Source organism: Streptomyces sp. SCUT-3, assembly GCF_014083985.1.
GTDB classification, from domain to species: Bacteria; Actinomycetota; Actinomycetes; order Streptomycetales; family Streptomycetaceae; genus Streptomyces_H; species Streptomyces_H thermolineatus.
The window spans coordinates 1373013-1393772 of sequence record NZ_CP046907.1 but is presented as its reverse complement, the minus strand read 5'-3'; the positions used below and the strand labels follow the sequence as shown (position 1 = coordinate 1393772).

Below are 20760 nucleotides of genomic sequence, written 5' to 3'. Positions count from 1 at the left end.
CACCGACCTCTCGCCCCGGGCCCGGACCGTCCCGGGCCCGGACCGCCCCGGGCCCGGACCGTCACGTCCGGCGGAGGGCCGGGCCCGGCGCACCGCGCATGTCACACGTAGGGCTGCAGGCACAGGTAGCCGTCGATACGGCGCACATGGTCGGAGTCCGGGTCGGCGGGCAGGGCGTGCCCGAGGTGCTCGGCGCGGACCTCGCCGATCCACTGGTCGTGCTGGTACTCGTGGTTGATGAGAGCGGTCAGCAGATGCGTCGCGACGATGGTCATCTGGGTCGGGGCACCGACCTTCCCGGCCGCGATGTCACCGATACGGGCGTGCACCCGCTCGGCGACGGTCTCCCGGAAGGCCGTGAGCCGCCCCACCGTCGGGAGGGCGCCGCGGAACTTCTCCGGGTTGGCCGAGTCCATGAGTCCGTCCAGTTCCGGGTCCGGGCTGGGCTCGGCGGCCGTGAGGTTGCGGATCATGAAGTGGGCGACGTGGGCCTGGTGCCCGAGGTGCCAGCCGATGGGGCTGAAGTCCTCGTGCGGGCGCCAGACCACCTCGTCCGGCGTGAGGTCCCGCCACAGTTCGTCGGTGTAACCGCGGGCACGGTCGTACTCGCGCAACAGCGCCTGCAGTTCGTGCACGGTCTCTCCTTAGGGCGTCCGGTCCGGTCCGGTCCGGTGTGGGGCGAGGTCACGAGAGCAGGGACGGGGCCGCCGCGGCAGAACGCTGCCGGCAGACGACTCCGCACGCCTCGGACGGCGCGGCCGGTCGCGGCGCACCGCCGCCACTGTAGAGAGCCGCATCACGAGCCGGTAGGAGAGGAAGCCGAATGCCCTCATCACTGCTCTGTACGGCCCACGCCGGGTACGGGGAGTCGGCCGGCAGCACCCGCACCTTCGAGGTGGCGGAGTCGGCCGACCGCGCGAAGTGGGCGTGGTTGCCGCGCAGGCGGGTGGGCATCTCCTCCGGTCAGAGCTCACCGTGCGCGTAGGCGGCCTCGGCGGCCACCATGCCGAGCACGTTGACCAGCGGGAACATGTTGCGGTCGTGTCGGCGGGCCGGTTCCGCACGCGGCCGGGGGTCGGGAACTAAGACACTCTCGGCCGTCGTGATGAAACACGCCGTCCACCCACGGCCCCTGCCCGAGCGGCCCTCGCGTGACGGGGTGCCGCCTGCTTCCCGCGCGTGAACGCGATCGGCCCGGCCACGTCCAGTACACCCCCGGTACCGTGACGAGTCGGCTGCGGACGTAACCTGCGGCCCATGAGTGACGTGCCCTCGAGAACCCCCGCCACCCCACTCGAAGCCTTCGACCCGCTCACCACCGGAAACCTGCGTTTCGCCGCCGGCGTACCCCGCCACCCCAACCAGGACGCCGTCCGCCGCGCCGACACGGCGGCCGCCCAGCACCCGTACGCCGTGGTGTTCGGACGTTCCGACTCCCGGCCGGCCGCCGAGATCGTCTTCGACAAGGGACTGGCCGACCGGGTCGTCCCCGGACGCGCCGCGGTCGCCGACCTGACCCACCGCCTGGCCGAGGGCAGTGTGCGGACAGTCGCCTCCCGGGGCCTGGACCTGCCGCCGGACGGGGCCACGGCGCCCGCGACCGCATCGACCCCCGCCGACCGGTGACGCACACCTCCCCGCCCGCCGGGCCCGACCTGACCGTCGACGGCACCGGCCTGCTCTGCGTCACCCTCCTGCTCCGCCTGCGCGAACGGATCGACGCCGCGCCGCCGGGCACAGTCGTCCACGTCATCGCCACCGACCCCGCAGCACCGCTCGACCTGCCGGCCTGGTGTCACCTGACCGGCCACACCTACCTCGGCCCCGTCCCCGGCGAACGGCCGGTGTACGCCCTGAGGCTCGCCGCCGGTGCGCGCGCCACCCGCCCGGACGCGCCTTGGCACCCGCTCCGGCGGCAGGAGCAGCCTCGGGACCGGTGACGTGTCGCACGGCCGGCGAACCGCCGGCCGGTCGTTCCGGGCGGGCCGCCGGCGCGGAACGTCACGGGGTCCGGAAACCTCGGAAGGTGACCGGCCTGCGGGTCTTGAAGCCGAGCCGTTCGTACAGGGCGATCGCGCCGGTGTTCGCCTCGGCCACATGCAGGAAGGGACGATCGCCACGCGCCACGATGCGGTCGGTGAGGGCGTTGATGAGGCGGGCGGCATGGCCTTGCCCGCGTGCCTCGGGAGCGGTGCACACGGCGCTGATCTCGGTCCAGCCCGGAGGACGCAGGCGCTCCCCGGCCATCGCCACCAGGGTGCCGTCGACCCGGACACCCAGGTAGGTGCCGAGTTCGCGGGTACGTGGCCGGAACGGCCCCGGCTCGGTCCGCGCGACGAGATCCAGCATCTCGGGCACGCTGTCCGCGCCCAGCTCGACCACATCGGTGTCGGACCCGGAGCCGAACCCGGACCCTGAGCCCGTCCGGCCGGGGCGGCCGTCACCGGGCCGGATCATCTGACGGCCCTCCATGCTGAAGACCGGCTCCCAGCTCGGCGGTGGAACGGCCGGGCAGTTGAACATGTCGGCGAAGGCGCCCGGACCGAGCAGCCGGGCCAGGTCGCTCCAGTCCTCCGGGTCCGGGTCGGCGGACACGGAGGAGAAGGTCGCCACTTCGGTGAGGTAGGTGGCGGCCCGGCCGAGCCGCCGGGCGAGATGCGCGTGCCGGCCGCCGAGCGACCGTCCCACCGGGTCGTCGAGCACCGGGCCGTCGTCGTTCAACATCATGCTGATCCTTTCCTGGTGGGAGCGGGGTGGGAGCGGTGGTCGAGCGGTCCTCGGCGACACCGTCGGCGCTTTTGACGCGGTGCCCCGGCGCACTCGCGTGGGCGGAACGAACCGGTGTCGTCGACCGTGACGTCAGGCGCGGGGTCCGTGGCCGGACGCGCGTTCCGTACCGTGAGGATCAGGGCCGGGTGGTGTCGGCCCGCTCGGCCATGACGGCCGTGCGCGGCCCGGACGCCGTGGTCAACACAGCCGGGACACCGGTCGCGGCCAAGGACTGTACGAGCATCTGCCCAGTCTCACATCCGTGACAGGCGCCGTGGTGCGCGGGCTTGCCCGCGGTCTTCGGACGAAGCGGACGACCGGTGCCGCCCGGGCCGGGCCGACTGCCGTTGCACCGTTCCCGGCGGCGCGAGCGGCTGTCCGGCCGCGCCTCGCTGATACCAGTCCGGTATCATCGCCGTATGGCGATGACACTCCGACTTCCCGAGGACCTTGACGCTAAGCTCACCGAGCGTGCTCGCCGTGAGCGCCGCAGCAAGCAGGAACTCGCCATCGAGGCCATCCGTGAGGCCCAGGAACGGGCCGAGCTGAAGGTCGACGACGTCCTGGCCGAGCTGATGGACAGCGATGCGGAGATCCTGGACTACCTGAAGTGACCGAAGTGCGCTACGTCCGGATCGACGAGATCCTGGCCATTGCCCGCAAGGTCAACGGTACCGAGCACAGCGTGCGCGACATGGGGCTTCTGGTGTCCGCGGTCGAACGGCCCCGAGCCAACGTCTTCGGAGTCGAGCTGTACCCCACGCTGCACGAGAAGGCGGCGGCACTGCTGCACTCCGTCGCCCGGAACCACGCGCTGATCGACGGCAACAAGCGCACCGCCTGGCTGGCCATGCGCGTCTTTCTGAGGTTCAACGGCGTCAGCGCAGGTGTCGCTCCGCCACCCGTCTCCGTAGCCGGCCCGTTCGCCGAGGAAGTCGCGCAGGACAACATCGACGTACCGGCCATCGCCAAGCGCCTGTCGGAGTGGTTCCCCGTTTCCTGACGCACGACGTCGGGCGTTGGAGGACGAAATGAGGTTCCGAAAGCGGCGCCGGCTCCATGCACTCCGTCGGGCGGGCTGATCTCTTTCTTTTGGGATCTGTTCGTTCAACGGATTGATGTCCATGCCTTCACGAGACGGGGCAGTGGACCCGCCCGGCCCGCGGGCGACCAGGGACCTGGGGAAGGCCAGCCATCCGGCGCCGTCCTCGGGGATGGCGACCACACTGATGAGGGCCTGCTCGGCCCGGCGGCGCCGGGGACCGCTGTCCGGCAACGGACGGGGCCCGTGCCCGGCCCGCGGCTCCGGGTCTCCGTGCTCGGCCCGTTGCGGGTGTGGCTCGCCGGGCAGCCCGTGGACGTCGGCCCGGTCCGCCGGCAGGCCGTGCCGGCGGCTCTGGCCCTGAGCCCGGACCGGTCGGTCAGCCGGCAGGAACTGCTGGACGGCGTGTGGGGGACGGAGTCGCCGGGCGCGAACGTCGTGCCGGTGTACGTGTACCGGCGGCGCAAGATCCTGCGCCTCGGGGAGTGCCCGGACCCGGTGCTCGGGCGCGGCCGGTACGGCTACGGACTGGCCCGCGGTGCGGCCGAGGGGGCGCGGCTCGCCTTCGGCCCCGTGCGGATCACCGGGGACGGGATCGGTTTCCGGGAGACGTCCCTGCGGTGGCCGCAGGTCCGGCGGGACGAGGTGCCGGACGGTTCCGTCGCGGTCCGCTCCGCCGGGCGGTGGCAGGTGCTGGGACCCGTGGCGTCCGGGACCCCGAACTCCTTCGTCCTCCACGCCCTCGCCGAACACCTGGCCGGCGCCGAACGGGACGAAGACTGACGCACGGCCCCTCTGCCGCGCGGGGCCCGTCGGGGCGGCGACGCCGAACTCGCAGGCCCGCACCGCACGCACCGCAAGGAGCGATGCGCGGGGGAGTGACGGCCGACCTCCCGCGGGACGGCGCCTCGGGTTCCTGAGCAGGTCAACGTGTCCACCGGTCCCGCCCGTTCGGGGTAAGTCCGCCCAGGCGAACGGTTTCGCCCGGACCTGCCGGGACTAGCGTTTCCGATCATGAACGGAACCTGCAAGCGGCCCGCGGCGGTCGAGCTGCGCCTGTCGGCCTTCGGCCCGCACCGGGGAGCAGTGTTCCCCCTGAGTCCGCTGACGGTGTTCGCGGGGGAGAGCGGGGCGGGCAAGTCCGCCGTGCTGCGGGCCCTGGCCCTGCTCGGCCGGCTGGCCGACGGCGCGGTCCTCGCCGAGGCCGGGGCCTCCGCGGCCTGCACTCCCCTGGAGGCCGGGCCGGACGCCGACGGCCGCCGCGGATTCCGCGTCGGCTGCACGGTCGACGGCCCCGTCGGCCCGGTCAGCCTCGACCTGGCCGTGCAGACGGGGCCCGAACTGCGCGTCGCCGGCGAGCGGCTGTCCGCCGGGGGCCGCACGCTGCTGAGCACCGCCCTGGTCGACCCCGGCCTGCCGACCGTCCAGGCGGCCTGGCACACCGCGGGGCACGCCCCGGTCACCCGGGCCCCGCTGCCGGGCGACCGGCTGGCCACCGCCCTGGTGCCGCTGCGGGTGGCCGGCACGACCGAGGGGCAGCGGACGGTGCTGGCCGCCGCCGAGCAGGTGCTCGTCGCCCTGCGGGGCGTCTTCCCGATGGACCCCGACCCGCGGGCCATGCGCAGGCCCGCGCGGGCCCGCGACGTGGAGCGGGCCCTGCTGCGCGGGGACGGCGGGAACCTGTCGGCGGTGCTGGCCCGGGCCGAGGAGGAGTGCCCGGTGCGCTACGGCCACCTCGTGAACGCCCTGCGCGCGGTCTCCCCGCGGCCCGTGGCCGCGCTGACCTCGCGGCACCGGGACGGCACAGGCCCCGGAGGGTTCCTGGCCGCGGTGGACCGGGGCGGCCCGTCCGGCACGGTGCCCGTCTCGCTCCTGGGCGGCGGCGAGCTGCGCTTCCTGGCCTTCGCGCTGGTCCTGCTCACCGGCCCGGGGATCCTCCAGGTCGACCAGGTCTCCGAGCTCCTGCCCGCACTGCAGCTGCTGACCGTGGCCGGCGACGACCTGGACCGCTCCCTGGGCCGGCGGCAGTGCGACGAGCTGCTCGCCCTGGCCGCCCGGATGTGCGAGCGGGGCCACATCCGGCTGCTGGGCACGGTCCGCGACGCGGAGTGGGCCGGCTGCCTGGAGGACGTGCCCGGCGCGGCGGTCGTCCGCCTGGACGCGGCCGGGGCCCGGGTCCCGGTGCCGCGCAGGGTGCGGTAGGGACCGGCCCGGACCGGCCCGGACCGGCCGGTCCCGGGGCCGGCCCGCCCCGCGGGGTGCGGGGCAGGCCGGCCGGGGTCACTCCCCGAGCTTCGCCGACGCGGCGTCCAGCCGGGCCAGGACCCGCTCGCGGCCCAGGATCTCCAGCGACTCGAACAGGGGCAGGCCGACCGTGCGGCCCGTCACGGCGACGCGCACCGGCGCCTGGGCCTTGCCCAGCTTCAGTCCGTGGGCGGCGGCCACCTCCTCCAGCACGGCCTTGAGGGAGTCGGCGTCCCAGTCCGCCGTGACGCAGCGCTCGCGGGTGTCCTTGAGGATCGCCCCGGCACCCGGCTTCATGGCCTTCGCCCACGACGCCTCGTCCTCGGGCGCCTCGTCGAGGAAGGCCCAGTCCACGTACCGGGTGATCTCCCCCAGCACGGACAGCCGGGTCTGCGCCAGCGGCGCCAGCTTCGCGAAGACGGACTCGTCGTACGCCTCCGGACGCCAGGTGGCGTACGGCTCGCGCAGCCACGGCCGGCACGCCTCGGCGAACTCCTCCGGCGGCATCGCGCGGATGTACTCGCCGTTGAAGGCCGTCAGCTTCTTCACGTCGAAGAAGGCCGGGGAGGTGTTCACGTCCTCGACCCGGAACATCCGCTCCAGCTCCTCGTACGGGCGGATCTCGACGTCGTCGCCGGGGCCCCAGCCGAGCAGCATCAGGTAGTTGACCATCGCCCCGGGCAGGTAGCCCTCGGACAGGTAGTCCTCCAGCGCGACCTTGTCCCGGCGCTTGGAGAGCTTCTGCCGCTTCTCGTTCACGATGACCGGCAGGTGCGCCCACACCGGGGGCGTGGCGCCGAGCGCCTCCCACAGCAGCTGCTGCTTGGGGGTGTTCGACAGGTGCTCCTCGCCCCGGATCACCTCGGTGATGCCCTCGTCGATGTCGTCGACCACGTTGGCGAGCAGGAAGACGGGGGAGCCGTCGCCGCGCGCGACGACGAAGTCCTCGATTGCGGAGTTCGGGAAGGACGGCTCCCCGCGGATCAGGTCCACGACCGTCGTCGCGCCCTCGTCGGGGGTGCGGAAGCGCAGTGCCCGGCCCTCCGCCTGCTCCAGTCCGCGCTCCCGGCAGAAGCCGTCGTAGCCGAGCTGCTGGGACCCGGTCCGCTCCTGCAGCTGCTCGCGGGTGCAGTCGCAGTAGTAGGCGCGCCCCTCGCTGTGGAGGCGGAGGGCGGCCTCGCGGTGCCGGTCCGCGTTGTGGGACTGGAAGAACGGGCCCTCGAAGGCCGGGTCGGCGTCGGAGATCCCGATCGACGCGAGCGCGCTGATGATGCCGTCGATCCACTCCGGCTTGTTGCGGGCCGCGTCGGTGTCCTCGATCCGCAGGACGAACTTCCCGCCCGACTGCCGGGCGACGGCCCAGTTGTAGAGGGCGGAGCGGGCGCCGCCGACATGGAACATCCCGGTGGGGGAGGGGGCGAAACGAACACGAACAGGAGCGGTAGACATGTTCGCAAGCGTACCGATGCCGGGCGCCCGCCCGGGCCCCCGCCCGGCCGGCCGGGGGCCCGGGCGCCGGCCGCCCCGCCGCCCGGGGGGCCGTCCGTCCGGTCCGTGCCCGGCCCCGGCGGGTGTGCTCGCCGCCGGGGCGCTCCGGGCGCGGGCCGCGGGTGCGGTAGACCTGGACCGTGACCGACGATCTGTACGCGCTGCAGCGCCGCCTCGCGGAGTTCGCGGCGGCCCGCGACTGGCAGCCCTACCACACGCCCAAGAACCTCGCCGCCGCGCTGAGCGTGGAGGCGTCGGAGCTGCTGGAGGTCTTCCAGTGGCTCACCCCGGAGGAGTCGGCCCGGGTCATGGAGGACGCGGACCTGGCCGGGCGGGTGGAGGACGAGGTCGCCGACGTGCTCGCCTACCTGCTGCAGTTCTGCGGGGCCCTGGGGGTGGACCCGCTGCGGGCGCTGGCCGCCAAGATCGGGCGGAACGAGCAGCGCTTCCCCCGCCCTCACCCGCAGGGGTGAGCGGTTTGTCCACAGGCGGGGTGGTCGTCCACCGCGGCGCAGGCGGGGGGTGACGGGCCGCCCGCCGGGCCCGACAGTGGTTCCGGGCGGCGCGGAGCCGCCCGGAACGGGAACGGGGAGTGCGCGATGGACGCGACGGCACTGGTGGAGGCGGCCCGGCACGCGCTGGCCCACGCCCGGGGAGCGGGCGACGTGGCCGAGGAGGCGTGGCAGGCGCAGGCCCTGGCGGAGGCGGTGGGCGGCCACCTGTCCCTGTACGGGCCCGCGGAGCTGAAGGACGCCGCGCTCTCGCTGGGCGAGACCGCCGGCCGCGCCTGCGCCGGGCTGCACCGGCGCCACGCCGGGGCGCGCGGCTGCCCGGTGCGTGCGGCGAGGCTGTCGCGGATGCGCGACCCGGCCGGCGCGCTCCGCGCCCTGGACGCCCTGCTGGCCGAGGCCGGGGCGGCCCTGCTGGCGGTGGCCTGCGCCCTGGAGGACGAGCAGGCCCATGCCGGGTGCGTCGACGCGGTGGACGCCGTGTCCGAGTCCCGCGAGGAGGTGGCGCGCCTCCTCGGGCGCTGCGGCCGTCCCGTCCTGGGGCGCGCGGGGTGAAACGACGCACAAACTGTGCGACTTGTCGGGGGTGCCCGCGCCGCCCATGCTGGGGGCAAAGGTGATGAATCCGGCAAACCTCCGCGGAGGCAGAGATGAACCCCGAGCACGGACTTCCCAAGGACCACCCGCTGGCCACCGTCTACCGGTTCGGCGCAGGTTTCTGCGGCGTCGTCCTCCTGGTCTTCGGAACCCTCGGCTTCGCCGACCGGCTGGCCTTCTTCGACACCGACGGGCAGACGGTCGCCGGGCTGTCCAGCAACGGACTGCTCAGCCTCGTCTCGGTGGTCGTCGGCCTGCTGCTGGTCGCGGGCGCCGTCGTCGGGGGCAACGTCGCCTCCACCCTCAACATGGCGGTGGGCTCGGCGTTCATCCTGAGCGGTTTCGTGAACCTGGCCCTGATGGAGACCTCGTTCAACGTCCTCGCCTTCCGCATGCCGAATGTGATCTTCAGCTTCGTCATGGGCCTGCTGATCCTCACCTTCGGGATGTACGGCCGGGTCAGCGGCGGACTGCCGCACGACAACCCCTACTGGAGGAGCCGCCACCCCGAGCAGGCCGCCCGCGAGGACGAGGTCCGTGCGGCGCGCGCGGCGGTGGGCCGGTCCCGCCGTCCGGTCTCCGCCCTGCCGGAGGGGCGTGGACGCTGACCCCGCAGGACCGGTCCGGCCCCGTTTCGCCGCCCGCACGCAGGGAAGACGTGCGGGCGGCGGAACGCCGTCCGCCGGGGGACGGTCCCCGACCCGGATCCACAAAACCCAACAGAGCAGAACGATCGTGTGCGCCCCGGGGGCTCCCGTGGTGCATTGGAGGGGCAGACCCAGACGACGGGAGGCACCGCCGCATGAGCGTCACCAGACCCCGTACGGAGGACCCGCCGCCCGCCGCGCCGACGCCCGGAACCGAGGGCGTCCTCACCGAGGCGCAGGCGGAGGAGTACGTGCACGGCATCTGCTTCAAGACCGGACCGCCCACGCGCATCGGCACCGAACTGGAGTGGTTCCTGCACGGGGCCGACGACCCGGCCCGCCCGCTCGGCCCCGCCGCGCTCGCCGCGGCCGCCGACGACCTCTCCCGGCTCCCCCTCGCAGCCGCGTTCAGCCGCGAGCCGGGCGGGCAGATCGAGCTCAGCTCCCGTCCCGCCCCCTCCCTCGCCGACCTGGTCGCCGACACCGCCGCCGACCTGGCCGCCGTCCGCGGCCTGCTGCAGGACCGCGGCCTTCGCGTCCACGGCCACGGCCACGACCCCTGGCGCCCGCCCCGACGGGTCCTCGACCTCCCCCGCTACGCGGCGATGGAGTCCTACTTCGACCGCTTCGGCCCGGCCGGCCGGGCGATGATGTGCAGCACCGCCTCCGTGCAGGTATGCCTGGACGCGGGCACCGCGGACGGCGGTCCCACCGGTTTCGCCGCCCGCTGGCGGCTCGCCCACCGGCTCGGCCCCGTACTGGTCGCCGCGTTCGCCAACTCGCCGCTGCGGGAGGGCCGCCCCACCGGCTGGCGCTCCACCCGCCAGGCGGTGTGGTCCCGGATCGACCCCGACCGCACCCTGGCCCCCCGCCCGCTCCGCGACCCCCGCGGGGCGTGGGCCCGGTACGCACTCGACGCGCCGGTGATGTGCGTGCGCGGCGGCGCGCACCGCCCGTGGACCGTCCCGGCGGGGCTGACCTTCCGCCGCTGGATCGCCGACGGCGCCCGCAGCCCCGCCGGAAGGCTGCCCACCCTGGACGACCTGCGCTACCACCTGACCACCCTCTTCCCCCCGGTACGGCCGCAGGGCCACCTGGAACTGCGCATGATCGACGCCCAGCCCGGGGACGACGGGTGGATCGTGCCGGTCGCGGTGGTCGCGGCCCTCTTCGACGACCCCCTCGCCAACGCGGCGGCCGCCCGCGCGGTGGGGGAGCTCGCCGAGGACGGCCCTGCCCGTCCCGCAGCCCCCACCGGTGCTGCCGACCCCGGCGGCCCCCGGGACGGCCTGTGGCTGCGGGCCGCCCGGAACGGCCTCACCGACCCCGCCCTGCGCCGTGCCGCCCAGGAGTGCTTCGAGGCGGTGGGCGGGGCGCTGCCCCGCCTCGGCGCCCCGCCACGGATCCGCGCCCTGGTGGCCGCGTTCGCCGAACGCCACGTCGCCCGCGGCCGGTGCCCCGCCGACGACCTGCTCGACGCCGTCACCGGCCGTGAGGGCCGCCCCGTGCCCGCGCGGCCGGCCGGCCCGGCCGCCCCGCCGTCCCCCACCGGGAAGGAGAGCTGACCGTGGCCGACCCCCGCCCCGCCCCCGCCGACCCCTCCGCCCCTCCGCCCGCAGCCGCTCCCACTTCTCCGCACGCCGCCCCCGCACCTTCTCCCACTCCCGCCCCCGCTCCTGCTCCCGCGGACGGGCCGTACGGCGACGCCCTGCGGCAGCGCGTGGCCGAGGTGTTCGCCGCCGCCCGGGACCGCACCCGCGCCCTGACCGACTGCGTCGACGCCCGCGAGCTGACCGCCCAGCACTCCCCGCTGATGTCGCCCCTGGTGTGGGACCTGGCCCACGTCGGCAACCAGGAGGAGCAGTGGCTGCTGCGGTCCGTCGCCGGCCACGACCCCGTCTTCCCGCCCGAGGTCGACTCCCTCTACGACGCCTTCGAGCACCCCCGGGCCGAACGCCCCTCCCTGCCGCTGCTGCCCCCCGACCGGGCCCGCGCCTACTCCGGCGAGGTGCGCGGCCGTGTCATGGACCTGCTGGAACGGGTCCCCCTGGAGGGCAGCCGCCTCCTCGACGGCGCCTTCGTGTTCGGCATGGTCGCCCAGCACGAGCAGCAGCACGACGAGACGATGCTGATCACCCACCAGCTGCGCCGCGGACCCGCGGTCCTGGACGCGCCGCCCCCGCCCCCCGCCCCGGCCGACGCGGCGTCCTTGCCCGCCGAGGTCCTCGTCCCCGCCGGTCCGTTCACCATGGGCACCTCCACCGAGCCGTGGGCCCTGGACAACGAGCGCCCGGCCCACGCCGTGCACCTCGACGCCTTCCTCATCGACACCGTCCCGGTCACCAACGCCGCCTACCGGGAGTTCATCGACGACGGCGGCTACGACGACCCGCGCTGGTGGACCCCGCGCGGCTGGGAGCACCGGCAGCAGGCCGGCCTGTCCGCCCCGCTGTTCTGGCGGCGTGACGGCGGGACGTGGCTGCGCCGCCGCTTCGGCGTCACCGAGCCCGTGCCCGGTGACGAGCCTGTGCTGCACGTCAGCTGGTTCGAGGCCGACGCCTACGCCCGCTGGGCCGGGCGGCGGCTGCCCACCGAGGCCGAGTGGGAGAAGGCGGCCCGCCACGACCCGGCCACCGGCCGCTCCCGGCGCCATCCGTGGGGCGACGCCGACCCCGGTCCCGAGCACGCCAACCTCGGCCAGCGGCACCTGCGGCCCGCGCCGGCCGGCAGCTACCCGGCCGGCGCCTCCCCCCTGGGGGTGCGCCAGTTGATCGGCGACGTGTGGGAGTGGACCTCCAGCGGCTTCGACCCCTACCCGGGTTTCGCGGCGTGGCCGTACGACGAGTACAGCGCGGTCTTCCTCGGCGGCGACTACAAGGTCCTGCGCGGCGGGTCGTTCGCCGCCGACCCGGTCGCCGTGCGCGGCACCTTCCGCAACTGGGACCACCCGGTGCGCCGGCAGATCTTCTCCGGCTTCCGGACCGCCCGTGACGCGGAGAACGACTGATGTGCCGTCACCTGGCCTACCTGGGGCCCGCCGTCGCCCTGCGCGAGGTCGTCACCGACCCCCCGCACAGCCTGCTGCGGCAGTCCTGGGCGCCGCGCCGGCAGCGCCACGGCACGGTCAACGCCGACGGCTTCGGCGTCGGCTGGTACGCCGACGGCGACCCCGTGCCCGCCCGCTACCGCAGGACGGGCCCCGCCTGGGCCGACGCCGCCCTGCCCGACCTGGCCCGGGTGGTGCGCAGCCGCTGCGTGCTGGCCGCCGTCCGCTCCGCCACCGACGGCACCGCGCCGGGGGAGAGCGCCGCGGCCCCGTTCGCGGCCGGCCCCTGGCTGTTCAGCCACAACGGGACCCTGCCCGGATGGCCGGAGTCGGTGGCGGCCGCGGCGGCCGCCCTCCCGGTGGCCGAACTCCTCGCCGTCGACTCGCGCACCGACTCCGCCCTGGTGTGGGCGATGGTGCTGCACCGGCTGCGCCGCGGCGCGCCGCCGGGCGACGCACTGGCCGGGACGGTGGCCGACCTGGCCGCGCACTGCGGGGGCAGGCTGAACCTGCTGCTCACCGACGGCGTCTCGATCACCGCCACCACCTGGGGCGACACCCTCTACCACCGCAGGGACCCCGGCGGCGGCATCACCGTCGCCTCCGAGCCCCACGACGACGCGGACGACTGGACGGCCGTCCCGGACCGCACCCTGCTCGTCGCCGGCCCCGACGACCTCCAGCTCACCCCCCTGAAGGAGCCGCAGCCGTGAGCGAGTTCACCCTCACCCGACGCCTGCCCGCCGACGCCACCGCCGCCGCCCTGCGCCACGACGTGCTCGCGGGCCTGACCTCCGACCCCAAGCAGCTGCCGCCCAAGTGGTTCTACGACGCCCGAGGCAGCGAGCTGTTCGAGCGGATCACCCGGCTGCCCGAGTACTACCCCACCCGCGCCGAGCGCGAGATCCTCGCCGCCCGCGCCCCCGCGGTCGCCGCCGCCACCGGGGCCCGCACCCTCGTCGAACTGGGCTCCGGCTCGTCGGAGAAGACCCGCCTGCTCATCGACGCGCTGCGCGGCGCCGGCACGCTGCGCGCCTACACGCCGGTGGACGTCAGCGAGTCGGCCCTGGAGCAGGCCGCCGGGGCCCTCCTCGCCGACTACCCCGACCTGGCCGTGCACGCCCTGGTGGCCGACTTCCAGGGCGACCTGGGCCTCCCCGGCACGCCCGGGCCGCGCCTGGTGGCCTTCCTGGGCGGCACGGTCGGCAACCTGCTGCCCGCGGAACGGGCCGCCTTCCTGAGCTCGGTGCGCGCCGGCCTCGCCCCCGGGGACGCGCTGCTGATGGGCACCGACCTGGTCAAGGACCCGGCCGTCCTGGTGGCCGCCTACGACGACGCCGCCGGTGTGACCGCCGAGTTCGACAAGAACGTGCTGCACGTGATCAACCGGGAGCTCGGCGCGGACTTCGACCCCGGCGGTTTCGACCACGTCGCCGTGTGGGACCCCGCGAACGAGTGGATCGAGATGCGGCTGCGCGCCCGCTCCGCCCTCACCGCCAAGATCCCCGCCCTGGACCTGGCCGTCGCCTTCGAGGCGGGGGAGGAGATGCGCACCGAGGTCTCGGCCAAGTTCCGCCGCGAGGGCGTGGAACGCGAACTGGCCGCCGCGGGCCTGGCCCTGCGCCACTGGTGGACCGACGACGCCGGCCGCTTCGGCCTCTCCCTGTCCGAGCCGGTCTGACGGCCCGGCCCGGACGTTGCAGGATGGAGGCATGGATCTCCGTATCTTCACCGAGCCCCAGCAGGGCGCCACCTACGACACCCTCCTGCGGGTCGCCAGGGCCGCCGAGGACCTGGGCTTCGACGCCTTCTACCGCTCCGACCACTACCTGAAGATGGGCGACGTCGACGGTCTGCCCGGCCCCACGGACGCCTGGATCACCCTGGCGGGGCTGGCCCGCGAGACCAGCCGCATCCGGCTCGGCACCCTGATGACCGCGGCCACCTTCCGGCTCCCCGGCCCGCTGGCCATCCAGGTCGCCCAGGTCGACCAGATGTCGGGCGGCAGGGTCGAGTTCGGCCTGGGGGCGGGATGGTTCGAGGCGGAGCACACCGCCTACGGCATCCCCTTCCCCAAGGACAAGTTCGCCCGGCTGGAGGAGCAGCTCGCCGTCATCACCGGACTGTGGAGGACGCCGGTGGGCGAGACGTTCGACCACGAGGGGAAGTACTACACGCTCAAGGACTCGCCCGCGCTGCCCAAGCCGGTCCAGGAGAGGATCCCGGTGCTGATCGGCGGCCACGGCCCGACCCGCACCCCGAGGCTCGCCGCCCGCTACGCCGACGAGTTCAACATCCCCTTCGCCTCCGTCGAGGACACCGAGCGGCAGTTCGGCCGGGTCCGCGCCGCGGCGCAGGAGCTGGGCCGCGACCCCGGCGAGCTGGTGTACTCCAACGCCCTCGTGGTGTGCGCGGGCAAGGACGAGGCGGAGGTCGCCCGCCGCGCCGCCGCCATCGGCCGCGAGCCCGACGAACTGCGCGCCAACGGACTGGCCGGCACCCCGGACGAGATCGTGGACCGCATCGGCCGCTTCGCCGAGGCCGGTTCCTCCCGCGTCTACCTCCAGATCCTCGACCTGCAGGACCTGGACCACCTGGAGCTGGTCTCCTCCCGGGTCATGCCCCAGCTGGGCTGAACCGCCCGGATCCCGCCCGGACCTCCGCGCCCGCCCCCGCTCCGGGCCGGCCGGCCCCGTGCCGCAGGCCTGGCGCGGCGGTGGCGGGTGCGGGAGCGGGGGTGCGGGGCGTTTCCCGTCCGGGAAAACCGGTGGGATCCGCGGACACTCCGCCGTGATACTCGCACTCGTGTTCCTGACGATCAGCACCACCGCGACCGACGCGGGCGCGCCCGCGACCGACCTGGGCTTCCTGCTCCACAAGCATCCGGACAAGGTCCAGGCGTTCTCCACCTCCCACGGGCGGGCCCACGTCTTCTACCCGGAGGCGACCCCCGAACGCTGCACCGCGGCGCTGCTGCTGGAGGTCGACCCCGTGGCGCTGGTGCGCAGGGGCAAGGGCAGGGGACGCGGCGGCGCGCCGGACTCCGCGCTCGCCCAGTACGTCAACGACCGCCCCTACGCGGCGTCCTCGCTGTTCGCCGTCGCGATCGCCGCTGTCTTCTCCACGGCCATGCACGGCCGGTGCAACGCCATGCCGGAGCGGGCGGCCGCCCCGCTGCCGCTGCGCATCGAGATCCCGGCACTGTCCGCCCGCGGCGGCGCCGGCCTCGTGCGCGCGCTCCTCGAACCGCTGGGCTGGCAGGTGGAGGCCGAACCGGTCGCCCTGGACGAGCAGTTCCCGCAGTGGGGCGACTCGCGTTACGTGAGCCTGGTGCTCACCGGCGAGCAGCGGCTGTCCGACGCCCTGCGCCACCTGTACGTGCTGCTGCCCGTCCTCGACGACGCCAAGCACTACTGGGTCGCCCCCGACGAGGTCGACAAACTGCTGCGCTCCGGCTCCGGCTGGCTGGAGGCCCACCCGGAACGGGATCTGATCACCCGTCGCTACCTGGCCCGCCGCCGTGCCCTCACCCGGCAGGCGCACCAGCGGCTGGAGCTGGCACGGCTCGCCGAGGCCGACGACACCGAGCCGGAGACGCTGGACAACGCGGTCCCCGACGACAACGCGGCCCCCGACGCCGATACCTCCCCCGACGCCGGCACCTCCCCCGACGCCGACGCCCCCTCCGACGGCACCGCGCCCGACGGCCGTCCCGCCACGCTCGCCGAGCAGCGCCGTGCCGCGGTGCTGGAGGCCCTGCGCGCCGCCGGCGCCCGCCGGGTCCTCGACCTCGGCTGCGGCGAGGGGCGGCTGGTCTCGGAGCTGCTGAAGGACCCCCGGTTCACCGAGGTCGTCGGCATGGACGTCTCGGCGCGGGCGCTGTCGTACGCGGCCCGGAACCTGCGGCTGGACCGGATGACGGAGCGCCAGGCGTCCAGGGTGCGGCTGCTGCAGGGCTCGCTCGCCTACACCGACGAGCGGCTGGCGGGCTACGACGCGGCCGTGCTCAGCGAGGTGGTCGAGCACGTCGACCCGCCCCGCCTCCCGGCCCTGGCGCACTCCGTCTTCGGCGCCGCCCGCCCGCACACGGTCGTGGTGACCACGCCCAATCGCGAGTACAACGTGCGCTGGGAGTCCCTGCCGGCCGGCCGCGTCCGCCACCACGACCACCGCTTCGAGTGGACCCGGGGGGAGTTCCGCGACTGGGCGGAGCGCACGGCCGCGCAGTACGGCTACACGGTCGCCTTCGGCCCAGTGGGCCCGGACGACCCGGAGGTCGGCCCGCCCACCCAGCTCGCCGCCTTCACCCGCGGCGCCCCCGCACCCGCCGTCACCACCGACCGCACGGAGCGCACCGACCGCACGGAGCGCACCGACCGCACGGAGCGCACCGACCGCACCGACCGCACCGAGAAGAACGAGGAGGCCGCGGCATGACGACGAACACCCTGGCCGTGCCCGACCTGTCCCTGGTGGTCCTGATCGGCTCCAGCGGTTCGGGGAAGTCCACCTTCGCCCGCCGCCACTTCCTGCCCACCCAGGTCGTCTCCTCCGACGCCTGCCGCGGCATGGTCAGCGACGACGAGAACGACCAGAGCGCCTCCGGCGACGCCTTCGACCTCCTGCACTACATCACCGCGAAGCGCCTGGCCGCCGGCCGGCTGACCGTCGTCGACGCCACCAACGTCCGGTCCGAGTCCCGCAAGGCGCTGGTCCGCATCGCCCGCGAGCACGACGTGCTGCCGGTGGCGATCGTCCTCGACGTGCCGGAGGACGTCTGCGCCGGGCGCAACGCGGCCCGCCCGGACCGGGCCGGCATGCCCGCCCACGTGGTCCCGCGCCAGCAGCGCGAACTGCGCCGTTCCCTGCGCTCCCTGGAGCGCGAGGGGTTCCGCAAGGTGCACGTGCTGCGCGGGACGGAGGCGGTGGAGGCGGCCCGGATCACCACCGAGAAGCGCTACAACGACCTGCGGCACCTGACCGGCCCGTTCGACGTCGTCGGAGACGTCCACGGCTGCCGCTCCGAGCTGGAGACGCTGCTCGGCCGCCTCGGCTACACCGTCGAGCGGGACGGGGACGGCCGGGCCGTCGGCGCCCGCCACCCGGCCGGCCGTACCGCCGTCTTCGTCGGCGACCTGGTCGACCGGGGCCCGGACAGCCCCGGCGTGCTGCGGCTGGTCATGGGCATGGTCGAGGCGGGGACGGCGCTGTGCGTGCCCGGCAACCACGAGAACAAGTTCGCCCGCCACCTGAGGGGCCGCTCGGTGCGGCCCACCCACGGCCTGGCCGAGACGATCGAGCAGTTCGGCCGCGAGAGCGGGGAGTTCACCGAGCGGGTCCGCGCGTTCCTCGACGGACTGGTCAGCCACTACGTGCTCGACGGCGGCGCCCTGGTGGTCTGCCACGCCGGCCTGCCGGAGAAGTACCACGGCCGCACCTCGGGCCGGGTGCGTTCCTTCGCGCTCTACGGGGACACCACCGGCGAGACCGACGAGTACGGCCTGCCGGTGCGCTACCCGTGGGCGGAGGAGTACCGCGGCGGCGCGGCCGTGGTCTACGGGCACACCCCCACCCCGGTCGCGTCCTGGGTGAACAACACCATCTGCCTGGACACCGGCTGCGTCTTCGGCGGGAAGCTGACCGCGCTGCGCTGGCCGGAGCGCGAGACCGTCGAGGTGGCGGCGGAGCGGGTCTGGTACGAGCCGGTGCGCCCGCTGGTCCCCGACGCCCCCGGCGGGACGGACGGCCGCCCGCTCGACCTGCGCGACGTCGTGGGCCGCAGGACCGTGGAGACCCGGTACGCCGGGCGAATCGCGGTGCGGGAGGAGAACGCGGCGGCCGCGCTGGAGGTGATGAGCCGCTTCGCGGTCGACCCGCGGATGCTGCCCTACCTGCCGCCGACGATGGCCCCCTGCCCCACCTCGCGGCTGGACGGCTGGCTGGAGCACCCGGCCGAAGTGTTCGCCGCCCACCTCGCCGACGGCGTGCGGCAGGTGGTGTGCGAGGAGAAGCACATGGGTTCGCGCGCGGTGGTGCTGGTGTGCCGCGACGAGAAGGCGGCCCGCGGCGCCTTCGACGCCCCCGGGGGGACGACCGGCACCGTGTACACCCGCACCGGCCGCCCGTTCTTCGACGACCCGGCAGCCTGCGAGGCGCTGCTGGAGCGGGTGCGCGCGGCCGTCGGCGGCGCGGGCCTGTGGGAGGAGCTGGACACCGACTGGCTGCTGCTGGACGCCGAGCTGATGCCGTGGTCGCTCAAGGCGTCCGGCCTGCTGCGCACCCAGTACGCGGCGGTCGGCGCCGCCTCCGGCGCGGCCTTCCCCGGCGCGCTGGCCGCGCTGGAGGCCGCGAAGGCCCGCGGGGCGGACGTCGGCGGCCTGCTGGAGGCGCAGCGCCGGCGGGCGGCGGACGCCCGCGCGTTCACCGACGCCTACCGGCGCTACTGCTGGGAGACCGACGGGACGGAGGGGGCCCGGCTGGCGCCGTTCCAGGTCCTGGCCGCCCGGGGGCGCAGCCTGGCCGGGCTGCCCCACGACGAGCAGCTGGCCGTGGTCGACCGCATGGTCGAGCACGACCGCACCGGCCTGCTGGCCCCGACCCGGCGCCTGGTGGTCGACACCGGCGACGAGGCGTCGGTGGCCGAGGGCGTGCGGTGGTGGACGGAGCTGACGGAGGCGGGCGGCGAGGGCATGGTCGTCAAGCCGCTCCGCCCGGTCCCGGGCGGGCGGGTGCAGCCGGGGATCAAGTGCCGGGGCCGCGAGTACCTGCGGATCGTCTACGGGCCGGAGTACACGCGCCCGGAGAACCTGGCCCGGCTGCGCTCCCGCTCCCTGGGGCACAAGCGGTCCCTGGCGCTGCGCGAGTACGCGCTCGGGCTGGAGGCGCTGGAGCGGTTCGCGGCCGGCGAGCCGCTGTGGCGGGTGCACGAGGCGGTGTTCGCGGTGCTGGCCCTGGAGTCCGAGCCGGTGGACCCCCGGCTGTGACCGCCGCCGCGGCCGTTCCGCCGTTCCCTTCCGGCCCGGTGGCCGTCCGGCTGGTTGAGGGGCGGCGCCGCGGGCCAGGATGAAACCATGACCTTCCACGTCGATTCCGAGGCCGGGCGGTTGCGCAGGGTCGTCCTGCACCGCCCGGACCTGGAGCTGAAGCGCCTCACCCCCACCAACAAGGACGCGCTGCTGTTCGACGACGTGCTGTGGGTGCGCCGTGCCCGCGCCGAGCACGACGCCTTCGCGGACGTGCTGCGCGACCGCGGGGTGGAGGTGCACCTGCTCGGCGACCTGCTGCGCGAGACCCTGCAGGTGCCCCAGGCGCGGGCGTCGGTCCTGGACCGGGTCCTCGACGAGAAGGAGTACGGCCCGATGGCCACCGGGCCCCTGCGCGAGGCGTTCGAGGGGCTGCCGGCCGAGGAGCTGGTGGAGCACCTGATCGGAGGGATGACCAAGCGGGAGTTCCTCGCCGGCCACTCCGAGCCGGCCTCGGTGCGCTTCCACGCCATGGAGCCGGACGACTTCCTGCTCGCCCCGCTGCCCAACCACCTGTTCACCCGGGACGCCTCGGCCTGGGTGTACGACGGGGTGAGCATCAACGCGATGCGCTGGCCGGCCCGTTGGCACGAGACCGTGCACTACGAGGCGGTCTACCGGTACCACCCGCTGTTCGCGGGCGGCGGCTTCCACGTGTGGTCCGAGGGGCAGGCCGCGTACCCGTCGACCATAGAGGGCGGGGACGTGCTGGTGATCGGCAACGGCGCGGTCCTGGTGGGGATGAGCGAGCGCACCACCCCGCAGGCGGTGGAGATGCTGGCGCGGGGCCTGTTCCGGGCCGGGTCGGCGCGCACCATCGTGGCGCTGGACATGCCCAAGACCAGGGCGTTCATGCACCTGGACACGGTGATGACGATGATCGACGGGGACACCTTCACCCAGTACGCGGGCCTGGGCATGCTGCGCTCCTACACGATCGAGCCGGGCGCGGAGGAGGACGACCTGAAGGTCACCGACCACCCGCCCGAGCACATGCACCGGGCGATCGCCGCGGCGCTGGGGCTGGACGGCATCCGGGTGCTCACCGCCACCCAGGACGTGCACGCCGCCGAGCGCGAGCAGTGGGACGACGGGTGCAACGTGCTGGCGGTGGAGCCGGGGGTGGTGGTGGCCTACGAGCGCAACGTCACCACCAACACGTACCTGCGCAAGCGGGGCATCGAGGTGATCACGATCCCGGGCAGCGAGCTGGGCCGGGGGCGCGGCGGCCCGCGGTGCATGAGCTGCCCGGTCGAACGGGACCCCGTGCCCGGGTGACACGCCGCCCGGGCGGGGATCCCGCGCGGGCCCGGGGCGTGCGGTGCGCGCGGCGGGCCGCCTGTGCGGATGCGGCGGACCACCCATGCATAGGAATACCGGCCATCGTATAGACTTC

At 74.9% G+C, this 20760-nt stretch carries 21 protein-coding genes; 18 read left to right on the top strand and 3 right to left on the bottom strand.

Going from position 1 to position 20760, the window contains the following annotated elements:
• Nucleotides 1-101: 101 nt before the first annotated feature.
• Nucleotides 102-635 carry a DinB family protein gene (locus GQS52_RS06065; RefSeq protein ID WP_182312077.1) on the bottom strand — a complete coding sequence of 178 codons (534 nt, stop codon included), beginning with the start codon at nt 633-635 and terminating at the stop codon, nt 102-104.
• Between the two features lie 188 nt (nt 636-823).
• Between GQS52_RS06065 and GQS52_RS06060 the strand changes: the two genes are divergently transcribed.
• The 3 genes from GQS52_RS06060 to GQS52_RS06050 all read left to right on the top strand — a co-directional run bounded on the left by GQS52_RS06060 (nt 824) and on the right by GQS52_RS06050 (nt 1940).
• On the top strand, nt 824-985 hold the full coding sequence (locus GQS52_RS06060) for a hypothetical protein (RefSeq protein ID WP_182312074.1): 162 nt from the start codon (nt 824-826) through the stop codon (nt 983-985).
• 272 nt (nt 986-1257) lie between these two features.
• Complete coding sequence (locus GQS52_RS28370) at nt 1258-1626, top strand: hypothetical protein (RefSeq protein WP_182312071.1); 369 nt, start codon at nt 1258-1260, stop codon at nt 1624-1626.
• The gene (locus GQS52_RS06050) at nt 1623-1940 is read left to right on the top strand and encodes a sulfurtransferase TusA family protein (protein WP_182312068.1); all 318 of its coding nucleotides are present in this window, start codon (nt 1623-1625) and stop codon (nt 1938-1940) included. The genes GQS52_RS28370 and GQS52_RS06050 overlap by 4 nt, the downstream gene beginning before the upstream one ends.
• A 61-nt stretch (nt 1941-2001) precedes the next feature.
• Here GQS52_RS06050 and GQS52_RS06045 read toward each other — a convergent pair whose 3' ends face one another.
• Nucleotides 2002-2724, bottom strand: a complete 723-nt coding sequence (locus tag GQS52_RS06045; RefSeq protein ID WP_182316246.1) for a GNAT family N-acetyltransferase — start codon at nt 2722-2724, stop codon at nt 2002-2004.
• Nucleotides 2725-3188: 464 nt separating this feature from the next.
• Between GQS52_RS06045 and GQS52_RS06040 the strand changes: the two genes are divergently transcribed.
• The 4 genes from GQS52_RS06040 (at nt 3189) to GQS52_RS06025 (ending at nt 6013) form a co-directional block, all read left to right on the top strand.
• The gene (locus tag GQS52_RS06040; protein WP_182312065.1) at nt 3189-3383 is read left to right on the top strand and encodes a ribbon-helix-helix protein, CopG family; all 195 of its coding nucleotides are present in this window, start codon (nt 3189-3191) and stop codon (nt 3381-3383) included.
• The gene (locus tag GQS52_RS06035; protein ID WP_182312062.1) at nt 3380-3772 is read left to right on the top strand and encodes a type II toxin-antitoxin system death-on-curing family toxin; all 393 of its coding nucleotides are present in this window, start codon (nt 3380-3382) and stop codon (nt 3770-3772) included. The genes GQS52_RS06040 and GQS52_RS06035 overlap by 4 nt, the downstream gene beginning before the upstream one ends.
• Before the next feature lie 285 nt (nt 3773-4057).
• The gene (locus GQS52_RS06030) at nt 4058-4594 is read left to right on the top strand and encodes a winged helix-turn-helix domain-containing protein (protein ID WP_259370621.1); all 537 of its coding nucleotides are present in this window, start codon (nt 4058-4060) and stop codon (nt 4592-4594) included.
• 231 nt (nt 4595-4825) lie between these two features.
• Nucleotides 4826-6013, top strand: a complete 1188-nt coding sequence (locus GQS52_RS06025) for an ATP-binding protein (protein ID WP_182312060.1) — start codon at nt 4826-4828, stop codon at nt 6011-6013.
• Between the two features lie 78 nt (nt 6014-6091).
• Here GQS52_RS06025 and gltX read toward each other — a convergent pair whose 3' ends face one another.
• On the bottom strand, nt 6092-7456 hold the full coding sequence (gene gltX / locus GQS52_RS06020; protein WP_259371050.1) for a glutamate--tRNA ligase: 1365 nt from the start codon (nt 7454-7456) through the stop codon (nt 6092-6094).
• A 227-nt stretch (nt 7457-7683) separates the two neighbouring features.
• On the opposite strand from gltX, the gene GQS52_RS06015 reads away from it, so the two are divergent.
• From GQS52_RS06015 to GQS52_RS05960, 11 genes are all read left to right on the top strand, one after another.
• Nucleotides 7684-8016, top strand: coding sequence for a nucleotide pyrophosphohydrolase (locus tag GQS52_RS06015; protein WP_182312056.1), 333 nt, complete (start codon nt 7684-7686; stop codon nt 8014-8016).
• A 126-nt stretch (nt 8017-8142) separates the two neighbouring features.
• On the top strand, nt 8143-8607 hold the full coding sequence (locus GQS52_RS06010) for a DUF6099 family protein (protein WP_182312054.1): 465 nt from the start codon (nt 8143-8145) through the stop codon (nt 8605-8607).
• A 95-nt stretch (nt 8608-8702) separates the two neighbouring features.
• Nucleotides 8703-9257 carry a DUF4383 domain-containing protein gene (locus GQS52_RS06005; RefSeq protein ID WP_182312052.1) on the top strand — a complete coding sequence of 185 codons (555 nt, stop codon included), beginning with the start codon at nt 8703-8705 and terminating at the stop codon, nt 9255-9257.
• A gap of 194 nt (nt 9258-9451) precedes the next feature.
• Nucleotides 9452-10861 (top strand): ergothioneine biosynthesis glutamate--cysteine ligase EgtA, encoded by a 1410-nt coding sequence (gene egtA / locus GQS52_RS06000; protein ID WP_182312050.1) that lies wholly within the window; start codon nt 9452-9454, stop codon nt 10859-10861.
• A gap of 143 nt (nt 10862-11004) precedes the next feature.
• Complete coding sequence (gene egtB, locus GQS52_RS05990; protein ID WP_182316244.1) at nt 11005-12303, top strand: ergothioneine biosynthesis protein EgtB; 1299 nt, start codon at nt 11005-11007, stop codon at nt 12301-12303.
• Nucleotides 12303-13055 carry an ergothioneine biosynthesis protein EgtC gene (egtC, locus tag GQS52_RS05985; protein WP_182312048.1) on the top strand — a complete coding sequence of 251 codons (753 nt, stop codon included), beginning with the start codon at nt 12303-12305 and terminating at the stop codon, nt 13053-13055. The genes egtB and egtC overlap by 1 nt, the downstream gene beginning before the upstream one ends.
• Complete coding sequence (gene egtD / locus GQS52_RS05980; RefSeq protein WP_182312046.1) at nt 13052-14023, top strand: L-histidine N(alpha)-methyltransferase; 972 nt, start codon at nt 13052-13054, stop codon at nt 14021-14023. The genes egtC and egtD overlap by 4 nt, the downstream gene beginning before the upstream one ends.
• A 31-nt stretch (nt 14024-14054) precedes the next feature.
• Nucleotides 14055-14978 carry an LLM class F420-dependent oxidoreductase gene (locus GQS52_RS05975; RefSeq protein ID WP_182312045.1) on the top strand — a complete coding sequence of 308 codons (924 nt, stop codon included), beginning with the start codon at nt 14055-14057 and terminating at the stop codon, nt 14976-14978.
• A gap of 169 nt (nt 14979-15147) precedes the next feature.
• Complete coding sequence (locus GQS52_RS05970; protein WP_182312042.1) at nt 15148-16779, top strand: 3' terminal RNA ribose 2'-O-methyltransferase Hen1; 1632 nt, start codon at nt 15148-15150, stop codon at nt 16777-16779.
• On the top strand, nt 16776-19325 hold the full coding sequence (locus GQS52_RS05965) for a polynucleotide kinase-phosphatase (protein ID WP_182312039.1): 2550 nt from the start codon (nt 16776-16778) through the stop codon (nt 19323-19325). Before GQS52_RS05970 ends, GQS52_RS05965 begins: the two co-directional genes overlap by 4 nt.
• An 87-nt stretch (nt 19326-19412) precedes the next feature.
• The gene (locus tag GQS52_RS05960; RefSeq protein WP_182312036.1) at nt 19413-20642 is read left to right on the top strand and encodes an arginine deiminase; all 1230 of its coding nucleotides are present in this window, start codon (nt 19413-19415) and stop codon (nt 20640-20642) included.
• The last annotated feature ends 118 nt before the right edge of the window (nt 20643-20760 follow it).